This window comes from Streptomyces sp. TG1A-60 (genome assembly GCF_037201975.1).
Taxonomy (GTDB): domain Bacteria; phylum Actinomycetota; class Actinomycetes; order Streptomycetales; family Streptomycetaceae; genus Streptomyces.
This window is the reverse complement of the sequence record NZ_CP147520.1, coordinates 6674274-6700108: the sequence shown is the minus strand read 5'-3', so window position 1 is coordinate 6700108 and position 25835 is coordinate 6674274. Positions and strand designations below refer to the sequence as shown.

General features: G+C 71.2%; 22 protein-coding genes, 1 tRNA gene and 2 pseudogenes. 12 read left to right on the top strand and 13 right to left on the bottom strand.

From position 1 onward, the window contains the following. The first annotated feature begins 208 nt into the window (after positions 1-208). From WBG99_RS29315 to WBG99_RS29295, 5 genes are all read left to right on the top strand, one after another. The gene (locus WBG99_RS29315) at positions 209-1009 is read left to right on the top strand and encodes an MIP/aquaporin family protein (RefSeq protein ID WP_338899174.1); all 801 of its coding nucleotides are present in this window, start codon (positions 209-211) and stop codon (positions 1007-1009) included. Positions 1010-1108: 99 nt separating this feature from the next. Beyond that, entirely contained in the window at positions 1109-2668 is a 1560-nt protein-coding gene (gene glpK / locus WBG99_RS29310) for a glycerol kinase GlpK (RefSeq protein WP_338899173.1), read from the top strand. 63 nt (positions 2669-2731) lie between these two features. Next, a complete protein-coding gene (locus WBG99_RS29305) occupies positions 2732-4348 on the top strand; it encodes a glycerol-3-phosphate dehydrogenase/oxidase (RefSeq protein ID WP_338899172.1) in 1617 nt (538 codons plus the stop codon). A gap of 304 nt (positions 4349-4652) precedes the next feature. Beyond that, positions 4653-5324 (top strand): FadR/GntR family transcriptional regulator, encoded by a 672-nt coding sequence (locus tag WBG99_RS29300; RefSeq protein ID WP_338899171.1) that lies wholly within the window; start codon positions 4653-4655, stop codon positions 5322-5324. A 216-nt stretch (positions 5325-5540) separates the two neighbouring features. Next, the gene (locus WBG99_RS29295; RefSeq protein ID WP_338899170.1) at positions 5541-6545 is read left to right on the top strand and encodes a PAC2 family protein; all 1005 of its coding nucleotides are present in this window, start codon (positions 5541-5543) and stop codon (positions 6543-6545) included. Positions 6546-6680: 135 nt separating this feature from the next. On the opposite strand, the gene WBG99_RS29290 is transcribed toward WBG99_RS29295, so the two are convergent. From WBG99_RS29290 to WBG99_RS29270, 5 genes are all read right to left on the bottom strand, one after another. Then, positions 6681-7655, bottom strand: coding sequence for a superoxide dismutase (locus tag WBG99_RS29290; protein WP_338899169.1), 975 nt, complete (start codon positions 7653-7655; stop codon positions 6681-6683). A gap of 444 nt (positions 7656-8099) precedes the next feature. Then, positions 8100-9329 (bottom strand): cysteine--1-D-myo-inosityl 2-amino-2-deoxy-alpha-D-glucopyranoside ligase, encoded by a 1230-nt coding sequence (gene mshC, locus WBG99_RS29285; RefSeq protein ID WP_338899168.1) that lies wholly within the window; start codon positions 9327-9329, stop codon positions 8100-8102. A gap of 210 nt (positions 9330-9539) precedes the next feature. Beyond that, entirely contained in the window at positions 9540-10418 is an 879-nt protein-coding gene (locus tag WBG99_RS29280) for an SCO1664 family protein (RefSeq protein WP_338899167.1), read from the bottom strand. Then, complete coding sequence (locus WBG99_RS29275) at positions 10382-10972, bottom strand: DUF3090 domain-containing protein (RefSeq protein ID WP_338899166.1); 591 nt, start codon at positions 10970-10972, stop codon at positions 10382-10384. Before WBG99_RS29275 ends, WBG99_RS29280 begins: the two co-directional genes overlap by 37 nt. Before the next feature lie 96 nt (positions 10973-11068). After that, positions 11069-11755: a histidine phosphatase family protein gene (locus WBG99_RS29270; RefSeq protein ID WP_338899165.1), complete on the bottom strand. Its 687-nt coding sequence runs from the start codon at positions 11753-11755 to the stop codon at positions 11069-11071. Positions 11756-11925: 170 nt separating this feature from the next. Between WBG99_RS29270 and WBG99_RS29265 the strand changes: the two genes are divergently transcribed. After that, complete coding sequence (locus WBG99_RS29265) at positions 11926-12921, top strand: magnesium and cobalt transport protein CorA (RefSeq protein ID WP_338899164.1); 996 nt, start codon at positions 11926-11928, stop codon at positions 12919-12921. Between the two features lie 92 nt (positions 12922-13013). Here WBG99_RS29265 and WBG99_RS29260 read toward each other — a convergent pair. Together WBG99_RS29260 and WBG99_RS29255 are read right to left on the bottom strand one after the other, a co-directional pair. After that, positions 13014-13217 (bottom strand): annotated as a pseudogene (locus WBG99_RS29260) (ferritin-like domain-containing protein); the annotation flags it as partial. A gap of 305 nt (positions 13218-13522) precedes the next feature. After that, positions 13523-14578, bottom strand: a complete 1056-nt coding sequence (locus tag WBG99_RS29255) for an LLM class F420-dependent oxidoreductase (protein ID WP_338899163.1) — start codon at positions 14576-14578, stop codon at positions 13523-13525. 159 nt (positions 14579-14737) lie between these two features. Here WBG99_RS29255 and WBG99_RS29250 point away from each other — a divergent pair, with 159 nt between their 5' ends. Next, positions 14738-15721 (top strand): aldo/keto reductase, encoded by a 984-nt coding sequence (locus WBG99_RS29250; RefSeq protein ID WP_338899162.1) that lies wholly within the window; start codon positions 14738-14740, stop codon positions 15719-15721. A 106-nt stretch (positions 15722-15827) separates the two neighbouring features. Further along, on the top strand, positions 15828-17945 hold the full coding sequence (locus WBG99_RS29245) for a helix-hairpin-helix domain-containing protein (RefSeq protein WP_338899161.1): 2118 nt from the start codon (positions 15828-15830) through the stop codon (positions 17943-17945). 252 nt (positions 17946-18197) lie between these two features. Here WBG99_RS29245 and WBG99_RS29240 read toward each other — a convergent pair whose 3' ends face one another. Next, complete coding sequence (locus WBG99_RS29240) at positions 18198-18896, bottom strand: hypothetical protein (RefSeq protein ID WP_338899160.1); 699 nt, start codon at positions 18894-18896, stop codon at positions 18198-18200. A gap of 48 nt (positions 18897-18944) precedes the next feature. Between WBG99_RS29240 and WBG99_RS29235 the strand changes: the two genes are divergently transcribed. Then, on the top strand, positions 18945-19133 hold the full coding sequence (locus WBG99_RS29235; RefSeq protein ID WP_338899159.1) for a DUF5703 family protein: 189 nt from the start codon (positions 18945-18947) through the stop codon (positions 19131-19133). A gap of 69 nt (positions 19134-19202) precedes the next feature. Here WBG99_RS29235 and WBG99_RS29230 read toward each other — a convergent pair whose 3' ends face one another. The 4 genes and pseudogenes from WBG99_RS29230 to WBG99_RS29215 all read right to left on the bottom strand — a co-directional run bounded on the left by WBG99_RS29230 (position 19203) and on the right by WBG99_RS29215 (position 22565). Then, entirely contained in the window at positions 19203-19967 is a 765-nt protein-coding gene (locus WBG99_RS29230; RefSeq protein ID WP_338900523.1) for a chaplin, read from the bottom strand. Positions 19968-20075: 108 nt separating this feature from the next. Further along, positions 20076-20648, bottom strand: a pseudogene (locus WBG99_RS29225) (chaplin); the annotation flags it as partial. A gap of 132 nt (positions 20649-20780) precedes the next feature. Continuing rightward, positions 20781-21014, bottom strand: coding sequence for a chaplin ChpH (gene chpH, locus WBG99_RS29220; protein ID WP_338899158.1), 234 nt, complete (start codon positions 21012-21014; stop codon positions 20781-20783). A gap of 225 nt (positions 21015-21239) precedes the next feature. Further along, on the bottom strand, positions 21240-22565 hold the full coding sequence (locus WBG99_RS29215; protein ID WP_338899157.1) for a M20/M25/M40 family metallo-hydrolase: 1326 nt from the start codon (positions 22563-22565) through the stop codon (positions 21240-21242). Between the two features lie 198 nt (positions 22566-22763). Here WBG99_RS29215 and WBG99_RS29210 point away from each other — a divergent pair. Then, a tRNA-Leu gene (locus WBG99_RS29210) sits at positions 22764-22848 on the top strand. Positions 22849-23762: 914 nt separating this feature from the next. Continuing rightward, entirely contained in the window at positions 23763-24197 is a 435-nt protein-coding gene (locus WBG99_RS29205; RefSeq protein WP_338899156.1) for a YchJ family metal-binding protein, read from the top strand. Between the two features lie 31 nt (positions 24198-24228). Here WBG99_RS29205 and WBG99_RS29200 read toward each other — a convergent pair whose 3' ends face one another. Continuing rightward, positions 24229-24825: a GntR family transcriptional regulator gene (locus WBG99_RS29200; RefSeq protein WP_338900522.1), complete on the bottom strand. Its 597-nt coding sequence runs from the start codon at positions 24823-24825 to the stop codon at positions 24229-24231. A 163-nt stretch (positions 24826-24988) separates the two neighbouring features. Here WBG99_RS29200 and WBG99_RS29195 point away from each other — a divergent pair, with 163 nt between their 5' ends. Continuing rightward, on the top strand, positions 24989-25510 hold the full coding sequence (locus WBG99_RS29195) for a gluconokinase (protein WP_338899155.1): 522 nt from the start codon (positions 24989-24991) through the stop codon (positions 25508-25510). The last annotated feature ends 325 nt before the right edge of the window (positions 25511-25835 follow it).

The window sequence follows — 25835 nt, the reverse complement described above, 5'->3', positions numbered from 1 at the left end:
CGCGTTTTCGATAACAGGACCCTTGACTAGGCACTCACGCCGCAGCGAGACTCCCGTCCATCGGTCGGCATTGTCGAACACCTACCGGCAATCCACGCTAGGGTGTGACAACGCCAAGGGCCGGTACAGCTCTCACCCCCGAGGGCGCGGACCTCCGGTAGGGACCCGGGGTTCGCCTTCCCCTGGACGAAGGACAAAGGAGTCGCGGGTGTCCAGCTCCGACATCTTCATCGGCGAGACCATCGGTACCGCCATACTCATCCTGCTCGGCGGCGGAGTGGTCGCCGCCGTGACGCTCAAGGCCTCCAAGGCGCGTAACGCCGGTTGGCTCGCCATCACCTTCGGGTGGGGTTTCGCCGTTCTGACGGCCGTCTACACCTCCGCGCCGCTCTCCGGCGCCCACCTGAACCCGGCCGTGACCCTCGCGCTCGCGCTGAAGGACGACGGCATCGCGTGGAGCCAGGTCCCGGTCTACTGGGGCGGGCAGCTCTTCGGCGCCATGATCGGTGCCGCTCTGGTCTGGGTCGCCTATTACGGCCAGTTCCACGCCCACCTCACCGACAGGGAGATCGTCGGCGGTCCGGGTGCGGAGACCACCAAGGCCAAGGCCGTCGAGGCCCGGGAGAAGGGCGCGGGCCCCGTGCTCGGCGTCTTCTCCACCGGCCCCGAGATCCGCAACGCGGTGCAGAACGTCGCCACCGAGGTCATCGGCACCGTGATCCTGGTCCTGGCGGTCCTGACACAGGGCCTGAACGACAGCGGCAAGGGCCTCGGCACCCTCGGCGCCCTGATCACCGCGCTCGTCGTGGTGGCCATCGGTCTGTCCCTCGGCGGCCCGACCGGCTACGCGATCAACCCGGCTCGTGACCTCGGTCCGCGTATCGTCCACGCCCTGCTGCCCCTGCCCAACAAGGGCGGCTCCGACTGGAGCTACGCCTGGGTCCCGGTGGCCGGTCCCCTGATCGGCGCCGCTGTCGCCGCGGGTATCTACAACGTCGCATTCGTCTAAGAGCACCACCCGCTGATCCCGGAACCACATGATGTCCCGAAACGCTCAGCACGCGCCGTAAGTACAGCCCTTCGACCAGTGAACTTTCAGGAGCACACCGTGACCGACGCCCACACCGCCGGCATCGCATCCCACGGCCATGGGCCGTTCATCGCCGCCATCGACCAGGGGACCACGTCCAGCCGCTGCATCGTGTTCGACCGGGACGGCCGTATCGTCTCCGTCGACCAGAAGGAGCACGAGCAGATCTTCCCGAAGCCGGGCTGGGTCGAGCACGACGCCACCGAGATCTGGACGAACGTCCAGGAGGTCGTCGCCGGAGCCATCGAGAAGGCCGGCATCACCCGTGACGACATCAAGGCCATCGGCATCACCAACCAGCGTGAGACCACGCTGCTCTGGGACAAGAACACCGGTGAGCCCGTCCACAACGCCATCGTCTGGCAGGACACCCGCACCGACGCGCTCTGCAGGGAACTCGGCCGCAACGTCGGCCAGGACCGCTTCCGCCGCGAGACCGGCCTGCCGCTGGCGAGCTACTTCGCCGGTCCCAAGGCCCGCTGGCTGCTGGACAACGTCGAGGGCCTGCGTGAGCGCGCCGAGGCCGGCGACATCCTCTTCGGCACCATGGACAGCTGGGTCATCTGGAACCTGACCGGCGGCGTCGACGGCGGCAGGCACGTCACCGACGTCACCAACGCCTCCCGCACCATGCTGATGAACCTCCACACCCTGGAGTGGGACCCGAAGATCGCCGAGTCCATCGGCGTCCCGGTGTCGATGCTGCCGGAGATCCGTTCCTCCGCCGAGGTGTACGGCGAGATCACCGGCGGCAAGCTGGGCGACCTGCTCGGCGGCATCCCGGTCGCGTCCGCGCTCGGCGACCAGCAGGCGGCCCTGTTCGGCCAGACCTGTTTCGCCGAGGGCGAGGCCAAGTCCACGTACGGCACCGGCACGTTCATGCTGATGAACACCGGCGAGAAGATCATCAACTCGTACTCCGGGCTGCTGACCACGGTGGGCTACCGCATCGGTGACCAGAAGCCGGTCTACGCCCTTGAGGGCTCGATCGCCGTCACCGGTTCGCTGGTGCAGTGGATGCGCGACCAGATGGGGCTCATCTCCACCGCCGCCGAGATCGAGACGCTCGCCCTCTCGGTCGAGGACAACGGCGGCGCGTACTTCGTGCCGGCCTTCTCCGGTCTGTTCGCCCCGTACTGGCGTTCCGACGCCCGCGGTGTGATCGCCGGTCTCACCCGGTACGTCACCAAGGCGCACCTCGCGCGGGCCGTCCTGGAGGCCACGGCCTGGCAGACCCGTGAGATCACCGACGCCATGACCAAGGACTCCGGCGTCGAACTCGCGGCCCTCAAGGTCGACGGCGGCATGACCTCCAACAACCTGCTGATGCAGACCCTCTCGGACTTCCTGGACGCCCCCGTGGTGCGCCCCATGGTCGCCGAGACCACCTGCCTCGGCGCCGCCTACGCCGCCGGTCTCGCCGTCGGCTTCTGGACCAGCACCGACGACCTGCGTGCCAACTGGCGCCGGGCCGCCGAGTGGACCCCCCGCATGGACGCGGAGATCCGCGACCGTGAGTACAAGAGCTGGCTCAAGGCCGTCGAGCGGACCATGGGCTGGCTCGAGGACGAGAACTGACGAGAGCTGAGACGGGCCGCGAAGGCTCCCACCCCCGGCTCTGATGAGGAGTAAGTACCCGACATGACCAGTCAGTCCACCCTGCAGACCCTGCCTGCCCTGGGGACGCACCCGGCGTCCGGCTCGAACCCGAGCCGAGCCGGAACCCGGGAGCAGCTCTCCAAGGCGTCGTACGACCTTCTCGTGATCGGCGGCGGCATCCTGGGCATCTCCACCGCCTGGCACGCCGCGCAGTCCGGGCTCAGGGTGGCGCTGGTCGACGCCGGCGACTTCGCCGGTGCCACCTCTTCCGCCTCCTCCAAGCTGCTCCACGGCGGTCTGCGCTATCTGCAGACCGGCGCGGTGAAACTGGTGGCGGAGAACCACTTCGAGCGCCGTGCGGTCTCCCGCCAGGTGGCCCCCCACCTGGCGAACCCGCTCACGTTCTACCTCCCCGTGTACAAGGGCGGGCCGCACGGCGCGGCGAAGCTCGGAGCGGGCGTCTTCGCCTACTCCGCGCTGTCGGCGTTCGGTGACGGCGTCGGCCACCTGCGCTCCCCCGCCAAGGCCGCGCAGGACGTGCCCGAGCTGCGCACCGAGAACCTGAAGGCCGTGGCCGTGTACGGCGACGACCAGATGAACGACTCCCGGATGGCGCTGATGACGGTCCGCGGGGCCGTCGAGTCCGGTGCGGTGGTGCTCAACCACGCCGAGGTCACCGGGCTGCGCTTCACCAAGGGGCGGGTCACCGGTGCCGAGCTGCGCGACCGGCTCACCGGCGACGAGTTCGGGGTCGGCGCGCGGCTGGTGCTGAACGCGACCGGGCCGTGGGTCGACCACCTGCGCAAGATGGAGGACCCGAACGCGGCTCCGTCCATCCGGCTGTCCAAGGGCGCCCACCTGGTGCTGAAGCGGACGGCTCCGTGGAAGGCCGCGCTCGCCACCCCCATCGACAAGTACCGCATCACCTTCGCCCTCCCCTGGGAGGACATGCTGCTGCTCGGCACGACCGACGAGGCGTACGAGGGCGACCCGGCGGACGTCGCTGTCGACGACAAGGACATAGCCCAGATCCTGGACGAGGCCGCGTTCTCCATCCGGGACCAGCAGCTCGACCGTGAGCTGATCACGTACGCCTTCGCGGGGCTGCGGGTGCTGCCGGGCGGGCCCGGCGACACCGCCAAGGCCAAGCGCGAAACGGTCGTCACCGAGGGCCGGGGCGGCATGCTGTCCGTCGCGGGCGGCAAGTGGACGACCTTCCGGCACATCGGGCGCACGATCATGAAGAAGCTGGAGGCGCTGCCGGGACATCCGCTGGGCGAGGACTTCGAGCCGGTCTCCGCGCTGCCGAAGAGGTTGCCGCTGCCGGGGGTCGCCAACCCGCGCGCGGTCGCCCACCGGCTGCTCGTCGACCGCCCCGCGCCCGGCCCCCGTATGGGCGCCGACACGGCGCGGCACCTGGCCACCCACTACGGTTCGCTCGCCTTCGACATCGCCCGCCTCGCCAATGAGAACCCCGAGCTGGGCGAGCGGGTCCACCCGGACGCCCCCGAGATCTGGGCGCAGGTCGTCTACGCCCGTGACACCGAGTGGGCCGAGACGGCCGACGACGTGCTGCGCCGCCGGACGACCCTGACGATCCGCGGGCTGGCCACGGACGACGTCCGGGCGAAGGTGCAGAACCTGCTCGACCGGAAGTAGACCCGGTGCCGGCCCCCTCCCCTGACCGGGGGCGAGCACCGAGCGGGGACGAGCCCCTTCCGCTCCGGGCCCGGATCCATCGAAGGGGGCGGCTCCATCCATGCCGGTACGGCGATGGGGCCGCCCCCTTTCGTACGCCGTGGCCTGGGGTGATGCCGGGTGGGGCGGGAGCCACAGGGCGAGACACCGGGGCGCGCGTCCGGAGAACGGTGTTACGGTCCAGCACCACCCATGCTCCGGAGGCTGAGAGAGCCCCCATAATGGCCTGAGACATCGGATGTCTGAACGAGTGGGAGGGGTCGCCGTGGCAGTCACCGACGAGGCGATCGAGAAGATCAAGGGCATGATCGTCTCTGGCGCGCTGCGCCCCGGCGACCGACTCCCGAAGGAGAGCGAGCTCGCCGCCGATCTCGGGCTGTCCCGCAACTCCCTGCGCGAGGCGGTGCGCGCCCTGTCGTTGATCCGCATCCTGGACGTACGGCAGGGCGACGGCACCTATGTCACCAGCCTGGACCCCCAACTCCTTCTGGAGGCGATGAGTTTCGTCGTCGACTTCCATCGCGACGACACGGTCCTGGAGTTCCTCGCCGTACGGCGCATACTGGAACCGGCGGCGACCGCGATGGCTGCCCTGCGCATCAGCGAGCAGCAACTGGACGCTCTGGGTGCCCAGTTGGACAAGCTCGGCACCGACCCGTCGGTGGAGGAGCTGGTCGCGTGCGATCTGGAGTTCCACAGAGGCATCGTGCAGAGTTCCGGGAACTCCGTGCTCTGCTCGCTTCTTGACGGGTTGTCGGGCCCGACCACCCGGGCCCGCAGCTGGCGCGGCCTGACCCAGGAGGACGCCGTCAGCCGCACCCTGCACGAGCATCGCGCCATCCTGGCCGCCCTCCGCGACCGCGACGCCGACGCCGCGCGCTCCTGGGCGACGGTGCATATCGCGAGCGTGGAGCAGTGGCTGCGGTCCTCGCTGTGACGGGTGAACGTCCCCGCGCCGGGGCGACCGCTCCGGGGCCGGAACGGGGCCGTTGGGCGAAAACGATCACTCATGGCCCGGGTGGGCCCGGGAGTGTTTCGTCCGTGCGAACGGGGCATTGATCCGTTCACCCCCCGTGCAAGGGGGCTGCGGAGGCCCCCGCGGCACGCCGTAAGGTTGGGGCGTACGCGAGGGCACGTCGGAAGGAGGCGCTGGGTGATCGAGCTGGAGGGGGTTCCCGAGCTGATCGACCCAGTGATGGTGGCCGCGTTCGAAGGCTGGAACGACGCCGGCGACGCCGCCTCCACCGCGGTCGCGCATCTGGACAAGGAATGGAAGGGCGAGGTGTTCGCGGCGCTGGACGCCGAGGACTACTACGACTTCCAGGTCAACCGCCCCACCGTGTGGCTGGACGGCGGAGTACGGAAGATCACCTGGCCGACGACAAGGTTGTCGGTCGTCCGGGTCGGTGGCGACAAGCCCCGCGATCTCGTACTCGTCCGAGGTATCGAACCGTCGATGCGCTGGCGCTCGTTCTGCAACGAACTGCTGGGCTTCGCCCACGAGCTGGGCGTGGAGCTGGTGGTCGTCCTGGGCGCGCTGCTCGGCGACACCCCGCACACGCGTCCGGTGCCGGTCAGCGGTGTCACGTCCGACCCGGATCTGGCGCAGCGCATGAACCTGGAGGAGACCAAGTACGAGGGCCCCACGGGCATCGTCGGCATCCTCCAGGAGGCGTGCACGCACGCGGGTGTCCCTGCGGTCTCGCTCTGGGCCGCCGTGCCGCACTACGTGTCGCAGCCGCCCAACCCGAAGGCGACCCTGGCCCTCCTGAACCGCCTGGAGGATCTGATCGACGTGCGCATCCCGCTGGGCGAGCTGCCCGAGGACGCGCGCGCCTGGCAGGTGGGCGTGGACCAGTTGGCCTCCGAGGACAGCGAGGTCGCGGAGTACGTGCAGACGCTGGAGGAGGCCCGGGACACCGCGGAGCTGCCCGAGGCGTCGGGTGAGGCCATCGCACGAGAGTTCGAGCGGTATCTCAGGCACCGCGACGGTGGTCCCGGCGGCGGCCCCGGCGGATCGGCAGGGGGCCACGCCACGGCTGACGGGGGCGACACGGGGGCCGGCGCGTGGAATCCGAAAGACAATCCCAGTGGCCGCCCGCGACCGCCGAAGCCCCCGCGCGCCGGCGGCGAGGACGAGGAATCGTCGGAGGACTGAGACCGGGACACGGAGGGGAGACGCCGCGCGGACACCGGGGGCCCCGCCGTGGCTGATCACGCAGATCCCCGCGCCCCTCGGAGGGAGCGCGGGGACGGCACCGGTGTCCAGTGCCGCGACAGGCGACAGCAACACTCAGCGCTTCACTGCCACCAGCGAGTAGGTCGTGTCCGGGGTCGGGGTCGTCGTGAAGCGGGCGTTGGGCAGGTAGAGGCGCTTCCTGTGGGCCGCGACAGTCGTCGGGACGTCGAAGTGCGCGTCCGTGAGGCGGCCCTCGAAGATGCCGCTGCGGCCGTCCTCGGCGAGCCTGAACACGTCGATGGCGTTCTGGCGGTTCTGGACCACGTACAGCCGCCGTCCGAGGAGCAGCAGCCCGTCGCCGTTGGTGAGGGGGGCCGCGCCGCCGAGGTCGACGAGTTCGGTGACTCCGGTCCTCGGGTTGACCCGGTGCAGTCCGCCGACGCCGGACTGCACGACCAGCAGGGCCCTGCCGTCCGGGGTCCGGGTGATGCCGTTGGCGTTGACGACCTCGCCGGGAGTCTGGCTCCAGTCGCCGCTCAGGGTGACCGCGACGACCTCGTCCGGATCCGGCAGCCGGCCGTGGCGGCCGAGCGGCAGGGCATACAGGGCGGGCTGGTAGGAGTCGGTGAACCAGGCGGCCTTCGGGGTGAGGAAGACGTCGTTGGCGAAGGTCGGCGTCTTCGTGGTGAGCACGTACGACGCGATGATCTCGCCGGTGCGCGCGTCCACCACCCGCGCGCCCTGACCGCGCCCTGCGACGAACAGCCGTCCCCGGTCGTCGAGTTCGAGCCCGACGGAAGGCGTACCGGGGCCCTTGGAGATGATGCGGCCCTCACCGGTGCGCAGGTCGGCGCGGTAGATGGAACCGTCACCGAGGGAGCCCAGGTAGGCGTAGGGGCCGCCGCCGATGGTGATGCCCTCGGGGCGGAAGCCGTCGGGCAGCGGGATGACGTCGGGCCACGGGTGTTCGGTGGCCGAGGCGGTCGCGGCCGACGATCCGACGAGCAGGGCGCCTGCGGTGGCGGCCGAGGTCGTGAGCAGTCGGCGCCGACCGATGTGACGAGCGGGGGCGGGTTGCGGGGGTGCCACTGTTCGTCCCTTCCACGAAGGGACCGGCAGTTGGCCGGTCCGGCCTTTCAGCTGACGTCTGTCACCCCATCACATGCCGACAGGCCCCGCAGCCCTTCGACAAACGACCGACAGGCTCTTGACAGCCTCATGACAGCCGTCGGCCGGATTGTTGCGTTCTGGACGCCTCGCCGTTCGCGTGCTCGGTTGTGCCCCGCGGGCGCGGCCCGCCCCAGGGACGGGGAGAACCGGCCTTCGTCGGCTCGGTTGGCTCGGTCGGCTCGGTCGGTTCGGTCGGCCGAAGTTCCGACAACAGCCAGGAGGTGAGGCGTACGGATCCGGTGGATCCGACGGCGGGTTCCGGACAAGACGGTGGGGCGCCTCCTCCGGGCTGGAGGAGGCGCCCCACGCTCTCGCGTCGTGTGGCCCGTGCGCCGTCGCGGGCGCCTGTGCAGAGTCGTTACTTCACAGGGCCACGCCGAGGAGGGCGTCCACGGCACGCGACACGACGCCGGGTGCGCCCTCGTCCGTACCGCCATGCTCCTGCTGGAACGCGGCCCAGCGGTCGACCGCGGCGAGCGCCGCCGGCGCGGCCAGGTCGTTCGAGAGGGCCTGGCGGATCTCCTCGACCAGGGCCTCGGCGGGCGGTCCGTCGGGCCGGGAGACGGCGGCGCGCCACCGGTCGAGCCGGGCCACGGCGTCCTGGAGCACCTGGTCGGTCCACTCCCAGTCGGCCCGGTAGTGGTGGGCGAGGAGCGCGAGCCGTATCGCGGCCGGGTCGACCCCGTCGCGGCGCAGCTTGGAGACGAAGACCAGGTTGCCCTTGGACTTCGACATCTTCTCGCCGTGCAGCGCGACCATGCCGGCGTGGACGTACGCCTTGGCCATGGGGAACTCGCCGGTCAGCGCCTGCGCGTGCGAGGCGCCCATCTCGTGGTGCGGGAAGGCGAGGTCGGAACCGCCGCCCTGTACGTCGAAGCCCATGCCCAGGTGGTCGAGGGCGATGGCGACGCACTCGATGTGCCAGCCGGGACGGCCGCGCCCGAGGGAGCCGCCGTCCCAGCTGGGTTCGCCCTCCCGCGCGGCCGTCCAGAGCATCGGGTCGAGCGGGTTCTTCTTCCCGGCCCGGTCCGGGTCCCCGCCGCGCTCGGCGGACAGCAGCCGCATCGCGGCGGCGTCGAGGCCCGACACCTTGCCGAAGTCGGGGTCGGACTCGACGGAGAAGTAGATGTCCCCTTCGAGTTCGTACGCGGCGCCGGAGTCCCTGAGCCGCTCGACGAGCGGAACGATGCCGGGGATGGCCTCGACCGCGCCGATGTAGTGCCGCGGGGGCAGCATCCGCAGGGCGGTCATGTCCTCACGGAAGAGGGCGGTCTCCTTCTCGGCGAGGGCCACCCAGTCGATGGCGTCGCGCGCGGCCCGTTCCAGCAGGGGGTCGTCGACGTCCGTCACGTTCTGGACGTAGTGAACCTGCCGCTTGGTGTCGAGCCACACGCGCTGTACGAGGTCGAACGCGTTGTAGGTCGCCGCGTGACCTATGTGGGTCGCGTCGTACGGGGTGATACCGCACACGTAGATACGGGCGACGGGACCGGGGGCGAGGGTGACGAGCCCATCGGTCGCGGTGTCGTGGATCCGAAGGTCGCGGCCCTTGCCGGGCAGGGCGGGGACCTCAGAAGCGGGCCAGGCATACATGGCACGAGCCTAACCCGATCGCCGCGCGGCCAAGCCGGGTGCCTGTCCGCTCGGGGGCACGCCCTGCTGCGCGACCGCGGCTGACACGTGGACAGGGCGCCTGACTCGGTGTGCGCCCTGTCCTGCGGCTGCCGCTGGTATGTGGCTGAGCGCACAGTTCCCCGTGCCCCTGACGAAGCACGCCCCCTGCTCCACACGTGAGGGGTGCCCTCAGACCGGTGGCCACGGGATCGCCGGCCACTCGCCGCTCGGCTCCGGGTGCCGTCCGCTCGTCAGGAGCGCGGCGACCCGCTCCCGCGTGGCGTCCAGCTCGGCCGGTGTGATCAGTGCCGACAGCTTCGCCGCCAGCTCCCCGCCCTGACCGAGCGCGTCCCGCAGCTGCCGCAGCACCTCGACGGCCTCACCGGTGAGCGGCTCCCCGGCCCATCCCCACAACAACGTCCGCAGCTTGTTCTCGACGTTGAAGGTGACCCCGTGGTCGATACCGTACAACCGCCCCTCGGCGGCGGGGAGCAGATGCCCGCCCTTGCGGTCGGCGTTGTTGACGACCGCGTCGAGGACGGCGAGCCGGCGCAGCCGCAGATCGTCGGCGTGCACGAGAAGCGCGGCCCTCCCGTCCCCGACCTCGGCGAATCCGACGGCCTTCCAGCCCTCCCCGGCCTCCTCGCCGTCCATCAGCGCCAGCAGCTCGGACCCGGGCTGGCCCTCGATCCACAACTGGCACATGCCCTCGCCGTACGGACCGTCCCGCAGCACGGTGGGCGGGACGAGCCCCCAACCGGTCGCCTCGGACACCTCGTACGCGGCCACCTCCCGCTGCGCCAGCGTCCCGTCGGGGAAGTCCCACAGGGGCCGCTCCCCTGCGACGGGCTTGTAGACACAGGCGGCCTGCCGTCCCTCGTACGAGACCGTGCAGTACAGCACGGCGTTGGACGCCTCCCGCACCTGTCCGCGCACGGTCAGCTCACCCTCGGCCAGCAGTTCGACCAACGGCCCGGCCGGCGAATCGACCGATGGCCGGGCGGGTGGCGGCTCGGCGGAGGCGGAGGAGGTCACTCCCCGCGCCGGTATCCGTTCTGGCGCGGACATACGTGTCCCTCCGGATCGAGCGGCAGGCTGCACAGAGGGCACGGCGGCCGTCCCGCGTTGACGACGTCGAGGGCGCGCTTGGCGAAGGCCCGGGCCTGCGTGCCGGTGAGGCGGACGCGGAGCATCGGCGGGCCGTTCTCCTCGTCCTGGAGCATCCGCTCCTCCGCCTCGGCCAGGTCCTCCTCGGAGTCGGCGTCCAGCTCGACCAGGGCCTGCGCCTCGATGATCATGCACTGCTCGTCGCCGTCCCAGGCCAACGCCATGGTGCCGACCCGGAACTCCTCCTCGATGGGGGTTTCCAGTGGCGCCGTGTCCGACACCTCGGTGGGCGCGACGGCCGGCACCGCGGCACTGCCGCCGCTGCGCCGCACGACCTCGTCGAGCAGTTCGTCCATGCGCTCGGCGAGCGCGGCGACCTGGGCCTTCTCCAGGGCCACACTGGTGACACGCTGCCCTGAGGAGGCCTGCAGGAAGAAGGTCCGGCGCCCGGGCAGCCCGACCGTGCCGGCCACGAAGCGGTCCGGGGGGTCGTAGAGGAACACCTGACGGGACACGCCTGTCTCCATGGGAATCGACGTCGGGGCCGGCCGCTCGGGGCTGCTGACTGGTTCAGCGCCGTCGCGACCGCTTCACCCTACTGCGGTTGACGATCACGGTGCTCCCGCACCGCCCCCGACGGTCGCGTCACCGCCCGGGGGCTCCTCGCGCGGCGCCAGGGACGAGAGGTCCCCGGTGTCGCCGAGACGGACGAGAAACGGCCTGAGGCGTGTGTAACGGATCGCGGTGATGGAACACGGTTCGACAGTGATCCGCTGGAAGAGGTCCAGATGAAGTCCGAGGGCGTCCGCCACGAGCGACTTGATGATGTCGCCGTGCGAGCACATCACATACACGGCGTCCGCTCCGTGCTCGCGCTCCACGCGCTCGTTCCACTCCCGTACCGCCTCCGCGGCCCGGTGCTGCATGGCGCGCATCGACTCACCGCCGGGGAACCGGGCCGCCGTCGGATGGGCCTGTACGACCTCCATCAGCGGCTCGTCCTTCAGTTCGGCGAGCTTGCGGCCGGACCAGTCGCCGTAGTGGCACTCGCCGATGCGGTCGTCGGTGTGCGGGCCGAGTTCGGGCCGGGCGTCGAGGAGCGGGCGCATCGTCTCCCGGCAGCGCTGCAGCGGACTGGTGACCACCTCGGCGATCGGCAGCCCGGCGAGGCGGCCGGGCAGCGCCCCGGCCTGCGCGGTGCCTCGCTCGTCGAGCGCGACCCCGGGCGTCCACCCGGCGAGCACTCCATCGGTGTTGGCGGTGGAACGTCCGTGCCGGACAAGGATCAACGTGGGCATGCGGCCCAGCCTAGTGCCGCCTGTCGCGGCACCGGTGCCGTGGCAGGCGACCGCCCCGGGGCCCTGTGGACAAGCGGGACATCCCCGCGTCCGGCGGAACTCCATGGAGACGCGCGGCATGCGTCCCGCTTCCGGCGGGGGCGGGATGCTCCCCGAGAAAGGAACTCCCTGTGATCGTCGACTGCGCCGTCTATCACGACGGCCACCGCACCGAGGGCCCCGACGACCTCTCCGGCGCCCTGGCCGCCGCCCGCGCCTCCGGCGGCTTCGTGTGGATCGGCCTGCACGAGCCGACGGAGAAGGAGTTCGCCCTGGTCACCAAGGAGTTCGCGCTGCATCCGCTGGCCGTGGAGGACGCGCTGAAGGCCCACCAGCGGCCCAAGCTGGAGGTGTACGACGACTCGCTTTTCATGGTCCTCAAGCCGGTCGCGTACGAGCCGACGAGCGACACCGTCACCTCCGGCGAGGTCATGGTCTTCCTCGGCCACGCCTTCGTCGTGACCGTCCGCCACGGCGACGGCTCACCCCTGGGCGTCGTACGCCACCGCCTGGAGCAAGAGCCCGAACTGCTCGGCAAGGGGCCCACGTCCGTGCTGTACGCGATCACCGATGCCACCGTCGACCACTACCTGGACGTGGCGACCGAGCTCCAGACCGACCTGGAGGAACTGGAGGCGGAGGTCTTCTCCCCCGATGCCGGCGGCTCACGGAACACGGCCTCCCGGATCTACACCTTCAAGCGCCAGGTCCTGGAGTTCCGCCGGGCCACCGGCCCCCTCGCCGCACCGCTCGTCCGGCTCTCGGGCACGGGCAGTCACAACACCGCGGTGCCCTTCGTCGACGAGACGGCCCAGCCCTTCTTCCGTGACGTCAGCGACCACCTCACGCGCGTCAACGAGTCCGTCGAGGGCCTGGACCGGCTGGTCTCCGACATCCTGTCCGCGCATCTGGCGCAGATGAGCGTCCGCCAGAACGACGACATGCGGAAGATCTCCGCCTGGGCTGCCATGGCCGCGATCCCCACCATGGCCGCCGGTGTCTACGGCATGAACTTCGATCACATGCCCGAACTCCGCTGGACATGGTCCTACCCGGCGCTGATCGCGCTGTTGGCCGTGACGGAGCTGCTGGTGTACCGGCTCTTCAAGCGGCGGGGCTGGCTGTAGCCGTCGTGCATGCGCACGCGCGCGTGGGCAGACGGTTGTCGTGTGTACGTGCTCCACGCGCGCGGTCGTGGCGGGCGCGCCGGTGCCCTGCCTCAGGCGAACTCCGGGGCCGTCGTCGCCGGGCCGCCCAGTGCGTCACGGCGTGCCGGCATCTCCAGCGTGACCATGCGGCGCCAGCAAGAAGGCCCGTTCGCAGGCGTACGTGACGTGGATGCCGCCGGCGAGGACGGCTGCCTTGGCCTCCGGCCAGCCCAGGATGCGCCCCATCCGGTCCATCACGCGAGACTGACGTCCCGTCTTGGCCGACAGCATCTGAGGCACCTCTCCGCTCTCTGCGGGGATCCCGGCAAGGGCCCAGTAGAAAACGAGTCAAACGGGGTACCAGGAGCCAGGCGATAGCCGTGTCGGACAAATCCACCGAACGAAGGATGCCCGAGAAGCGAAGGTGCGTAACCGAGCGGGTCCGTGCCGCGTTGTCCCCGGTGACGGCCGTGGCGGGGAAGACCCCCGAGCCCCCACCACGGCCGTAGTGCTTTCCGGCTCCGCTGTCCGGCTGTCGCCCGTCGGTTCCCGCCGGGGCGGCAGCCGCTCGCCGACCGGGTTACGCGAGTCCGGCCCGCTCCATGGCCTCCGAGCCGGCCCGCAGAGAGGCGATCCGCTCGTCCAGGGTGAAGCCCGCCGGGGCCAGGGTGAGCGTGGTGACCCCGGCCGCGGCGTAGGCCTGCATCCGGTCGGCGATGCGCTCCACGGAACCGAGCAGTGTCGTCTGGTCGATCAGCTCGTGCGGGGTGGCCGCCGCGGCACCGGCCTTGTCACCGGCCAGGTACTTGTCCTGGATCTCGGCGGCCTCCTTCTCGTAACCCATGCGCCGCGCGAGCTGGTTGTAGAAGTTCTGCTTGCGGCTGCCCATGCCGCCGACGTACAGCGCGGTGTACGGGCGGAAGGTGTCGGCGAGCGTCGCCACGTCCTTGTCGTCTCCGACGGCGAGGGGCAGCGTCGGGCAGATGTCGAAGCCGTCGAGGGTCTTTCCGGCCTTCTCCCGCCCCGCCCGCAGGTACTTGACGGCGGTCTCCTCCAGGTGCGCGGCCGAGGGGAAGATCAGCAGCGCGCCGTCGGCGATCTCGCCGGTCTGCTCCAGGTTCTTCGGGCCGATCGCGGCGATGTACAGCGGGACGTGCTCGCGGGTGGGGTGCACCGTCAGCTTCAGCGGCTTGCCGGGGCCGTCGGGCAGCGGCAGGGTCCAGTGCTCCCCGTCGTGCGACAGGCGCTCGCGGGTCATCGCCTTGCGGACGATCTCCACGTATTCGCGGGTGCGGGCGAGCGGCTTGTCGAACTTGACCCCGTACCAGCCCTCGGAGACCTGCGGTCCGGACACACCGAGCCCCAGCCGGAAACGCCCGCCGGAGAGCGAGTCCAGCGTCGCGGCGGTCATCGCGGTCATCGCGGGCTGCCGGGCCGGGATCTGGAAGATGGCCGAGCCGACGTCGATGCGATCGGTCTTGGCGGCGACCCAGCTGAGCACCGTCGCCGCGTCCGAGCCGTAGGCCTCCGCGGCCCAGCACACCGCGTATCCCAGCCGGTCGGCCTCCTGGGCCACGGCCAGATTGTCCGCGTCCATTCCGGCGCCCCAGTAGCCGAGGTTGATCCCGAGCTGCATGGCCTTCCCCTTACCGATCAGTAACGTCCCTTGTCGGGCCGACACTACCGGGGAGTGGGGCCGTGGGGCGGGTGCGGGTGGGTCGTGGCCGGTCGCGCGGTGAAATCGGTTGTCCACAGGCCCCCACACCGTGAAGTCCGGCCAGTAGTGTCGGCGTTCATGGAGCAGAGGCATCTCGGCCGTACCGGCCTGCGTGTGTCCCGGATCGGGCTCGGCACCCTGACCTGGGGCCGCGACACGGACGAGCATGACGCCGCGGACATGTTGAAGCTGTTCTGGGAAGCGGGCGGCACCCTCGTCGACACGGCCGACGTGTACGGCGACGGCGAGGCGGAGTATCTGCTCGGACAGCTGATGGACGGGCTCGTGCCCCGCCGCGACCTGGTCATCTCCACGAAGGCCGGCAGTGTCCCGGACCCCGACCGCCGCTTCGACGGCTCCCGGGGCCATCTGCTCGCCGCCCTCGACGCCTCCCTCGCCCGCCTCGGCACGGACCACGTCGACCTCTGGCACATCCACGCCTACGACCCTGAGACGCCGCTGGACGAGACACTCCACGCCCTCGACCTGGCCGTCAGCAGCGGCCGAGCCCGTTACGCCGGGGTCTCCAACTTCTGCGGCTGGCAGCTCGCGAAGGCTGCCACCTGGCAGCTCGCGGCCCCCGGCATACGCACCCGCCTGGCCAGTACGCAGATGGAGTACTCCCTGTTGCAACGCGGCGTCGAGCGCGAGGTGCTGCCCGCCGCGCTGGATCTGGGTGTCGGTCTGCTCCCGTCCTCGCCGCTGGGCCGCGGGGTGCTGACCGCCAAGTACCGCCACATCACTCCCCCGGACTCGCGAGGCGGCTCGGAGCACATGGCACCGTTCGTCGCGCCCTACCTCGACGACACGGCGACCGGCATCGTGGACGCCGTGCAGACCGCCGCGGACGGCCTCGCCGTGACCCCGCTCCAGGTGGCCCTCGCCTGGGTGCGTGACCGGCCCGGCGTGGCCGCGCCCATCATCGGCGCGCGCAACGCGCTGCAGCTCACGGGGGCATTGTCAGCGGAAACCCTTAGTCTTCCTGACGAGATCTGCCGGGCCCTCGACGACGTGTCGGCGCCTGTGCACCGCTATCCCGATCACGACTGGAGCACGCTGTGAGCACGGAGCCCGCGACCACGGAGACGGACGAGCCGGGGGGCGGGGCGAGGGCACGCCCGCCGACGGGACCCCCCCGGCCGACGGCACACCCGGCGACCGGGAGGCCGTGGACGCGAGCGAGGCCATCGACGGGGACGGCGACTCGGCGGGCACCGGAACCGACGGCGCCGAAGCCGCGCCCGATGTGTCCGAGGCGCGGGGCGAGTTGGCGGCGCAGCGGTTGGAGCGGGAGCGGATCGAGCGGCGGAAGGCCGAGAAGGCGGCGCCGATCGCGAGCGGGGCCAAGCTCAGCGGGACGGCCGCCGAACTGCTGGCCGCCGTACGGGCCGTGGAAGGCGGCCGGAAGCCGCCGGCCACCGTCTTCGATGAGCCGGAGCCGGCCCCGCGTCGGCCCTCGCCGGAGCCGGCGCGGCGACCGCGGACCGTGGCGCCCGCAGCTGGTCCGCCGGCCGCCTCGGGCGAGACCGTCGAGGCCGTGCGCGCGGTGCTGGCCGAGGGCGGCGCCCCCGAGGCGCTGGTGGCGCAGGTCACCGAAGCACTGGGGGAGGGTGCGGGCGCTCGGCTGCGCGAGGATCCCTGGCAGTTGCTGCGGGTTCCCGGGGTCCGGCCGGAGCAGGCCGACGGGTTCGCGCGGGCGCTGCTCGGCGCGGAGTGCGGCCCGGACGACGAGCGGCGGGGCCGGGCGGTCACCGTGTGGCTGCTGGAACAGGCGGCTGTCGCCGGGCATACCGCGCTGGAGGCGCCGGCCCTCGCCGCCGCGCTCGCCCAGCGGTCCGTTCCCGACCCCGACGGTGCCGTGCAGAGCACTGTCGCCGAAGGCGAGGCCCTGGTCTTCCAGGACGTCCTCGACGACGCCCCCTCCGCGACGCGATCCGCGGCCGTGTCGGCCGACGCGGTCGGCGACGCCGAGGACGACGGGGCGCGGGAGGAGCGCCCGGTCCGCGTCCTCATCGGCCTGGAGCGCTATGCCCTCGCCGAGGAGAGCCTCGCCGACGGACTCGCCCGGGTCGTGAACTCCCTGCCCGGGGAAGACGCGACGGACTGGTCCTCGGCAGCCGCGTCGGTACCGCGTCCCACCGGGGAGCTGATCCGCGCCGTGGCCGCACACGGGCTCGTGCTGCACACCGGTGGCGAGGCGGCCCTCGCGGAACCGGCGGCGCTGATCACCGCCGCGCGGGCGTTCGGGCTGCGGGCGTACGCGGCGACGCACAGCGCGGACGGACGAAGGCGGTTCGCGTCCCGGCTGGGCGCCGGCGAGGCAGGCGACACCGCCGTGACGACCCTCACCGGGCTGCTGTCCGGCACCGAGGGGCCGGGCCGTGATGCCGACGGTGCGCTGGACCTCGATCTTCTCGTGGTCCTGGACGCTCCCCAGTTGGACGTCGAGACCGCAGCGGTGCTCGCCGAGTCGCTGCCCGACGGGGTGCGGCTGGTCCTCAGCGGCGATCCAGGGGTGCTGTGGTCCGCCGGGCCGGGCCGCGTCTTCGCGGATCTGCTTGCCGCCCGCACCTGCCCGCAGGTCGCCTCGCGCACGCCCGACCCCGGGCCCCTCGGGGAGTTGGTCTCCGGGATCGGCATCGGGGAGCTGAACCAGGTCGACGCTCCAGGCAAGGAGGTCGTGATCGTGCCGGTGCGGGACGCCGGTGAGGCGGTGCACCGGACCGCGCAGCTCGTCGTGGACTCGGTGCCGAGAGCGTTCGGGATCCCCGCCGAGCAGGTGCAGGTGATCACCCCGGGGCATGGCGGCGCGGCGGGTACACGTGCGCTCAACACCGCGCTCAAGGAGCGGCTGAACCCCGGGCCGGGCCGCTTCGGCGGGTTCGACCCCGGGGACCGGGTGGCCTACTCCCCCGCGCCGGGCCGGACGACCCCGGGTCGGGTGGTGAAGGCCGACGCCGAGGGGCTGCACCTGGAGTGCGCGGGCACGGCCGTCGTCGTAGCGAAGGAGCGCGTCGAGCGGACCGTGCGGCACGGGTGGGCGCTGACCGCGCACCAGGCCGTGGGGCACCGGTGGCCTGCCGCGGTCGTGGTGCTGCCCGGTGACGCGGCGCAGGCGCTGTCCCGACCCTGGGTCTACACGGCCTTCGGTCGCGCCGAGCGGCACCTGTCCGTGGTCCACGGCGTTGAGCAGGCCCTGCCCCGCGCGGTCGCCGAGATCCCCGCCAAGCCACGCACCACACGGCTGCCGGCACTCTTGCGGGCCCAGGGGCCCTCAGCCGATTGACAGGCCGCGAGGGCCACGGCTGAGCGGGGGTGGATTTCGCTCACCGGCGCGAGCGGGGTGCCGCTGTGCCCGCCTTCCCCCATCGCCCCCAGCGGCACGACTGCCCGCAGCTGGGCGGGGCCGGGCCGTTTCAGGGGCGCGGGGACTGCGCGACCAGCCACGCCGCACCCGCACCCGCACCCGCACCCGCACCCGCCGAACCAACCAGCGGACACCCCGGGCTACTGGGCGCCCAAACCACCCAGCCCCGCGCTAGCGGTTCGCGTCCAGGGGGTCCAGGTCCTCGTCTTCGTCTAGGACGGGTTCGAGAACGAGGTCGTCGTCGAGGTCGTCGTCATCCGGCTCCTCGTCGAAGACCGCGCTGACGTCGAAGCGGCATACGACCCGCTGCGGATCGACCTGCTCGAACGGCGCCTCCAGCCACTCGCCGGGCTCGGCGGCGTCGTCCGCGGCGGTCACCCAGAGCGTGGAGTCGCCCTCCTCCAGACCGAACTCCTTGTGCCGGGAAGCGATCTCGTCCGGTTCGAACTCCCCGAAGAGCAGTCTCAGCGCCCCGTGCACCGTGCCGCCGGCCACTGCGGCCGGCGCCGAAGCCGGCGGTTCCTCCGCCGCCTCCACCCGCTGCGCCTGCGCCAGCAACCGCTGCGGTTCGACCACCGCGTAGTCCCGGCGGATCAGCACGCTGAGCGCGCTGGGTTCCTCGGGGCCGGTGTACGGCGGCATGTCCTCGGTGCCGGGGATCTCGAAGGGAGTGACCTCGTCGTAGCGGTCGTAGAGCAGTTCGTCGTACTCCTCGGCGGCCGCGGCCAGCTCGTTGAACGCCTCGTAGACGGCCGGGTCGTCCTCACCCGACCGGCGTTCGACCGCGGCCAGGTGGCGGTCGAGCGCGGTCTTGACCGCCTCGGCGGCGGCGCGTACCTCGGCAGCGGTGGGCTGCGCAGCATCAGACATAGTGCAGACGCTATCCGTACCGGGCCCCAGCCCGCACAATAGATACCGATGCCGGAATACGAATTTGTCGACGTGTACGTACCGCGCGGGATCTCCCGCAAGGACGCCACACGCCTGCTGACGGACCATGCCGAGTACGGACACTGGGAGTTGGACCGACTGAGCCTGCTGCGTGATGGCAGCCGCAGGGTGCGGTTACGCCGACGGATCATCCGCCAGGTGCGCGCCACATGGTGAGTAGGCAGAGCGAAACGGAGCGGGCCCCGCTGGTGCGGGGCCCGCTCCGTTCGTGTCCGCAGGGCCCGGTTACAGCGCGGCGGCCCGCGCCTTGCGGTAGATCAGCGCGCCGCCGATCAGCGCGCCCGCGCCCACCGGGATGGCGAGACCCAACGGCAGGTCGGCGCCGGTCTGGGCGAGCTGCGCCCCGCCGTCGGGCTGGGTGACGGTCTGCGTACCCGGGGTGTTGGTGTCACCGGCGGGTACCCCGTCGGCGGGCTGTCCCGGCTCACCCGGTACCTGCGGGGACGACTCGGCGGAGTCGCCCGGCGGGTTCTGGTGGCCGACGGGCGGGTTCTCGTGCGCCCCTCCGCCGCCTGAGTTCCCGCAGTCGTCGCCCGTGACCCCGTTGCCGATACCGATCACGCTGATGTTGTTGCCGCACAGGCTGACCGGCACATGGACCGGAACCTGCACACTGTTCCCCGACGCCACACCCGGCGAGTCACTGGCATGACCGTCCGCGTGCGACCCACCACCGTACGACGAACCGTAACCGCCGTTGAAACAGTCGCCGTCCGCGACCGGGTTACCGACCCCGACCACATCGACACCGTTACCGCACACGTTGACCGGCACATGGACCGGAACCTGCACACTGTTCCCCGACGCCACACCCGGCGAGTCACTGGCATGACCGTCCGCGTGCGACCCACCACCGTACGACGAACCGTAACCGCCGTTGAAACAGTCGCCGTCCGCGACCGGGTTACCGACCCCGACCACATCGACACCGTTACCGCACACGTTGACCGGCACATGGACCGGAACCTGCACACTGTTCCCCGACGCCACACCCGGCGAGTCACTGGCATGACCGTCCGCGTGCGACCCACCACCGTACGACGAACCGTAACCGCCGTTGAAACAGTCGCCGTCCGCGACCGGGTTACCGACCCCGACCACATCGACACCGTTACCGCACACGTTGACCGGCACATGGACCGGAACCTGCACACTGTTCCCCGACGCCACACCCGGCGAGTCACTGGCATGACCGTCCGCGTGCGACCCACCACCGTACGACGAACCGTAACCGCCGTTGAAACAGTCGCCGTCCGCGACCGGGTTACCGACCCCGACCACATCGACACCGTTACCGCACACGTTGACCGGCACATGGACCGGAACCTGCACATTGTTCCCGGACGCCACACCCGGCGAGTCACTGGCGTGACCGCGGGCCTGGGAGCCCCCGTGCGACGAACCGGAACCGCCGCCGTGCTGGCCGGCCGCGCCGTTGGAGCACTTGTTGCCCGCCGCGGGGTTGAGCAGCCCGGCCACGTTCACGGTGTTGCCGCAGACGTTGACCTCGGCCTCCACCGGCGCCTGCACGGTGTTACCGGACAGCACGCCCGGCGAGTTCATGGCGGAGCCCTGCGCACCGGAGTCGGCGTGCGCGTAACCTCCCGCCGCGGCGAACACGCCGGACGCGGCTGCCACCGTCACGAGGCCTTTGCGGGTGACCTGTCGCATTGCTGAATTACCTGCCTTAGCCCTATGTTCTGATTCTTCTGCACCTTGTCGAGAGACCGGACGGCCCCGGAGTGCATGGCGCGCACTCCGGGGCCGACGGTTATTCAGACCCTCACCGGGTGAGACACAACGTCACTTGTTGATGCAGGTGTTGCCGAAGGCGGGGTTCAGCAGCCCGATCACCGAGACCGTGTTGCCGCACACGTTCACGGGGACGTGAACCGGCACCTGGACGACGTTGCCGGACGCGACACCCGGGGAGTGCACGGCGGCACCCTGGGCGCCGGCGTCGGCGACGGCCAGACCCGCACCCGCGAGAACCAGACCACCGGTGGCAGCCGCAGTGGCGACGACCTTCTTGAGCATTGTTCCTCCTTGTTGGCAAAGCGACCCCAAGTAGCGAGTCACACCACCTGTAACGAGGAAGGAGTAATGGAGCTACGAGCTTATGGTCGGATTCACCCGACACGGTTGACCTTCGCACATGCGACCGATTCACGGAGCGACGGGGCCTCGTTTCAGCGCGCAATTCCGAACAGGACCAAGGCAGTTCAGGCCGGTCGGGGATCGCCAGGGACCCGTCGCGGAAGGTCAGGACGCGCCGATGAAACGGTCGAGCACACGCACACCGAACTTCAGACCCTCCACCGGCACCCTTTCGTCGACGCCGTGGAACATGCCCGCGAAGTCCAGCTCAGGCGGCAGCTTGAGTGGCGCGAAGCCGAAGCCGCGGATGCCGAGGTCGTCGAAGGACTTGGCGTCCGTACCGCCGGAGAGCATGTACGGGACCGCCTTGGCCGCCGGGTCCTCGGCGAGCAGCGCGGACTGCATGGCGTCCACGAGCGCCCCGTCGAAGGAGGTCTCCAGGGCCTTGTCGGAGTGCACGTCCTCGCGTCGCACCTTCGGGCCGAGGATCTTGTCGAGGTCGGCGAGGAACTCCTCCTCGAACCCGGGCAGGAACCGCCCGTCGACATGCGCGGTGGCCTCGCCCGGAATGACGTTGACCTTGTAGCCGGCGCCGAGCTGCGTCGGGTTGGCGGTGTTGCTGAGGGTCGCGCCGATGAGCTTGGCGATGCCACCGAGCCTGGCGAGGGTGCCCTCCATGTTCTCCGGGTCGAGCTCGGTGCCGAGCGCGTCGCCGAGCTCGTCGAGGAAGGCCCGGGTGGTCTTGGTGACCCGTACCGGGAACGTATGCCGGCCGAGCCGCGCGACCGCCTCCGACAGTTCGGTGATGGCGTTGTCCCGGTGGATCATCGATCCGTGCCCGGCCGTGCCGGCCACGGTGAGCTTCATCCAGTGCATGCCCTTCTCGGCCGTCTGGATCAGATAGAGCCGCCGCTGCTCGCTCACGGTGAACGAGAACCCGCCCACCTCGCTGATCGCCTCGGTGACGCCCTCGAAGAGATCGGCGTGGTTCTTGACGAGGTGCTTCGCCCCGTACGTGCCGCCGGCCTCCTCGTCGGCGAGGAAGGCGAGCACGATGTCGCGCGGGGGCCTGCGACCGCTGCGCAGCCGGTCGCGGACGACCGCCAGCGTCATCGCGTCCATGTCCTTCATGTCGACCGCGCCCCGGCCCCACACACAGCCGTCCGCGACCTCTCCGGAGAACGGGTGGTGGGTCCAGTCCGCCGCGTTGGCCGGTACGACGTCGGTGTGGCCGTGGATGAGCAGCGCGGGCCGGGACGGGTCCTCACCCTCGATGCGGGCCACCGTGGAGGCGCGGCCCGGGTGCGACTCGAAGATCTTCGGTTCGAGCCCCACCTCGGCGAGCTTCTCGGCGACGTACTCGGCCGCCTTGCGCTCACCCGGGCCCGAGTGGTCGCCGAAGTTGCTGGTGTCGATCTGGATCAGCTCACGGCAGAGGTCGACGACCTCGTCCTCGCCGGTCACGCGCCTGCCCGTGTCCGTCTCGCTCACGCTGGTTCCTCCCACTGTCGCTGCTGCTGGTTCCCCCGCATCCTCCTCCTGTCCCACCGCTCGCCCCAAGACCGGGACCGGCCCGTCACAAGCCGTTCACGCCCAGCCGTCACCTGGACGGGGTGTGATCGAGAGCCCCCGAAAGCCTGGTAGTGTTTTCTCCGTCGCCGCGAGGGAAACCCGCACGACAGACACCCTGTCCGGGTGGCGGAATGGCAGACGCGCTAGCTTGAGGTGCTAGTGCCCTTTATCGGGCGTGGGGGTTCAAGTCCCCCCTCGGACACACAGTGGCGAGGGCCGCGACCATCAGGTCGCGGCCCTCGTGCGTGTGAGGGCCGATGTGGGAGTGGGAGACTTCTCTCTCCGCCCGAGAAAGCCCAGGTCACATGATGTGCCCGCGCACCTGCGGTTCGCTCTGCGGATGCCCCCGCTTGGCCGACACGACAGGCCGTAGGCACCCGAGCACTACCGTGTGGGGCTTGTTCGGCGCCGGCCCGGAAAGGTCCCCAGGCAGACCTGCGGGCCCTTCGGCGCCCCCGGATGGCCCGGGTTCGAAAGGCGAGGACCCGCTGGCCGCCGTGCACGAGAGTCCTGACCTCACCCTGCTCGACGGGGAACCGGCGGAGGGACTCGACGGATCGGCCCGCTTCTCGGTGGGGCCCGTGATGGCCGGGCTGTCGGTGGCCTTCGACGCGTCCTGCGAGGAGATGTGGCTGGCCTGGCGCCACGGCGCGGCAACTGGCCGGCGTCGCGCACCGGAAGCTCGCCGCGCTCCCGCGGGATCTGCGGCCGGCCGACCCCGGCCGCAAGCTGATGTTCGACGACCGGCTCTACGAACGCGGCGGCCTCACGGTCCATGCCGTCCGCTGCGCCCTCGGCGTCGACGCCTTCTTCCGCATGCTGCGCGGGTGGGCGACCGTCCACCCGCGCGGCGCCGTCACGACGACGGCCTTCACCGCGCCCGCCGCGCGGTACGCGGAAGGGCCGCTGGACGACCTGTTCAGGGCGTGGCCACACGAGGTCGCGCTGCCGCCGTTGCCGTCACCGAAGGGCTCCGGACTTCCGGCCCGGCCGCCGTATCGCCGACGAACGCGGGCTCCGCGCAGGCCGACGCGGACTCCGCTCGGGGCCGGCGGGCGGCGGGCGGCGGGCGGCGGGCGGCGGGCGGCGGGCGGCGGGCCGGGCAGAATGGCGGTCATGTCGTCGCGCCGCAGCGGTTCCAAGGGTAGGTCGAAGAGTTCTCCGAGGGCCTCTTCGCAGGCTCCTCGTACGTGCCCTTGCGGGCTGCCCGAGGTGTACGAGGCCTGCTGCGGGCGCTGTCACTCCGGTGCCGCCGCCGCGCCGACCGCCGAGGCGCTGATGCGCTCGCGGTACAGCGCGTTCGTCGTACGGGACGAGGCGTACCTCCTGCGGACCTGGCACACCCGGACGCGGCCCGCCGGCGTCGACTTCGACACGACCATGCGCTGGACCGGCCTCGACATCCTCGACACGAGCGACGGCTCTGCCTTCCACTCCACCGGGAGCGTCACCTTCCGCGCCTCGTTCCGGGGTGGCTCGCTGCATGAGCGGAGCCGGTTCGAGCGGGTGGACGGGGCCTGGGTGTATGTGGACGGGGAGTTCCTGGCCTAGAGAGCTGGCGGACCTTCTCAACGGCCCCTGTTCAATCGGCGGTCGGGGAGTGGCCGTCGGGGGCGAGGGTGTCCAGCTCCTGGAGCGCGCCCACGGTGATTTCCCGGGTGAGTCGCTCGGCTCGGGGGGCGTCGTGTTCGCGGATGGCCACCTGGGCGTGGAGGGTCACGGCGGCGGGATCGGGATCGTCGAACATGACGTCGTGGTGGAGGTAGCCCTCCAGCCTGTGGCCGCGTGAGTTGGCGACCATACCGACGGCGCACTCGGTGAGTTCGGCGCACTGTTCGGCGGTGGCGTGGCGGGCGGCGAGGCCCGCGGCGATGGGTTCGACGGCGGAGCGCAGGACCGTGAGCGAGCGCAGTCGGCGGGTCCGGTCGGCGCCGGCGAGGCGCCGGCGGATGACCTGGGGGTCGTAGACGTTCCGCTCGGCGGGCGTGCGGACGATCACGCCGACCCGGCGGCGCGACTCGACCAGGTGCAAGGACTCCAGGACGCGGACCGCCTCGCGCATCACCGAGCGGGACACCTCGAAGGTCTGGGCGAGTTCGTCCGTGCGCAACACGCTGCCCGGTGGGTACTCGCCCGCGGTGATCGCCGACCCGAGGGTCTCCAGTAAGCGCCCGTGCAGCCCGAGCCCGGTGTGGTCATGGGGCTCAAGGTACGAGGATGAGGGAGGGAAGGAAAAGTCAGACTTATTGAGGTCAAGGGCTTGAATTCATCTTATCTAATGATTTTCAGTGTCGTCGACGTCGGGTGACGTCTCAGATGTCGACGAAGACAGCGAGGTAGCGATGCGTACCCCTCATGTCGTCGTGGTGGTGATGGGCGTGTCAGGCACCGGGAAGACAACGATCGGTCTCCTGCTCGCGGCCCGGCTCGGCGTTCCGTACGCCGAGGGCGACGACTTCCACCCCGAGGCCAATGTCGCCAAGATGTCGGCCGGGACACCGCTGGACGACGCGGACCGGGGGCCGTGGCTGGACGCCATCGGCGCGTGGGCCCGCGGCCGGGCCGGGCTCGGCGGGGTGGTGAGCTGTTCGGCGCTCAAGCGCGTCTACCGGGACCGGCTGCGAGCGGCCGAGCCCGGGCTGGTCTTCGTGCACCTCGTCGGTGACCGCGCGTTGATCGAGAACCGGGTGTCCCACCGGAAGGGGCACTTCATGCCGACGGCGCTGCTCGACTCGCAGTTCGCCACGCTGCAGCCGCTGGAGGCGGACGAGGCGGGCGTCGCGGTCGATGTGGCGGGCGCGCCCGAGGAGATCGCCGACCGGGCGGTCACCGCGCTGCGGGACCTCGGCCGGCCGCCGTCGTAGAAGCCGGGGCTTCGACCTCGTCGTAGGAACCGGGGCTTTGACCTCGTCGTAGGAATTCCATCCGGCGTCGCCGCCAGGTCATCGGCCCGGCACCGTGCTCGGACCATCGGCCCCGCGCCGTGGTCGGGTCATCGGCCCCGCGCCGTGGTCGGGTCATCGGCCCGCGTCGTCGTCAGGATGCCCGCCCGGCGTCGTCGTAGAGTTCAGCCGGGGCGTCGTCGTGGGGCTCTGCCTTGCTCGGCGCCCCGTTCTCCATCTCTGGGGCGGGGGCCGGGAGTTCGGCCCCCGTCGGAGTCCGCCGTCGTGACCGAGGGCCGCGGCGGCG

Excerpts from the sequence above, each read along its gene's own strand:
- WBG99_RS29305 (WP_338899172.1), top strand. The coding sequence starts at position 2,732 with ATGACCAGTCAGTCCACCCTGCAGACCCTGCCTGCCCTGGGGACGCAC.
- mshC (WP_338899168.1), bottom strand. The coding sequence starts at position 9,329 with ATGTATGCCTGGCCCGCTTCTGAGGTCCCCGCCCTGCCCGGCAAGGGC.
- WBG99_RS29280 (WP_338899167.1), bottom strand. The coding sequence starts at position 10,418 with ATGTCCGCGCCAGAACGGATACCGGCGCGGGGAGTGACCTCCTCCGCC.
- WBG99_RS29270 (WP_338899165.1), bottom strand. The coding sequence starts at position 11,755 with ATGCCCACGTTGATCCTTGTCCGGCACGGACGTTCCACCGCCAACACC.
- WBG99_RS29255 (WP_338899163.1), bottom strand. The coding sequence starts at position 14,578 with ATGCAGCTCGGGATCAACCTCGGCTACTGGGGCGCCGGAATGGACGCG.
- WBG99_RS29250 (WP_338899162.1), top strand. The coding sequence starts at position 14,738 with ATGGAGCAGAGGCATCTCGGCCGTACCGGCCTGCGTGTGTCCCGGATC.
- WBG99_RS29240 (WP_338899160.1), bottom strand. The coding sequence starts at position 18,896 with ATGTCTGATGCTGCGCAGCCCACCGCTGCCGAGGTACGCGCCGCCGCC.
- WBG99_RS29235 (WP_338899159.1), top strand. The coding sequence starts at position 18,945 with ATGCCGGAATACGAATTTGTCGACGTGTACGTACCGCGCGGGATCTCC.
- chpH (WP_338899158.1), bottom strand. The coding sequence starts at position 21,014 with ATGCTCAAGAAGGTCGTCGCCACTGCGGCTGCCACCGGTGGTCTGGTT.
- WBG99_RS29205 (WP_338899156.1), top strand. The coding sequence starts at position 23,763 with ATGTCGTCGCGCCGCAGCGGTTCCAAGGGTAGGTCGAAGAGTTCTCCG.
- WBG99_RS29195 (WP_338899155.1), top strand. The coding sequence starts at position 24,989 with ATGCGTACCCCTCATGTCGTCGTGGTGGTGATGGGCGTGTCAGGCACC.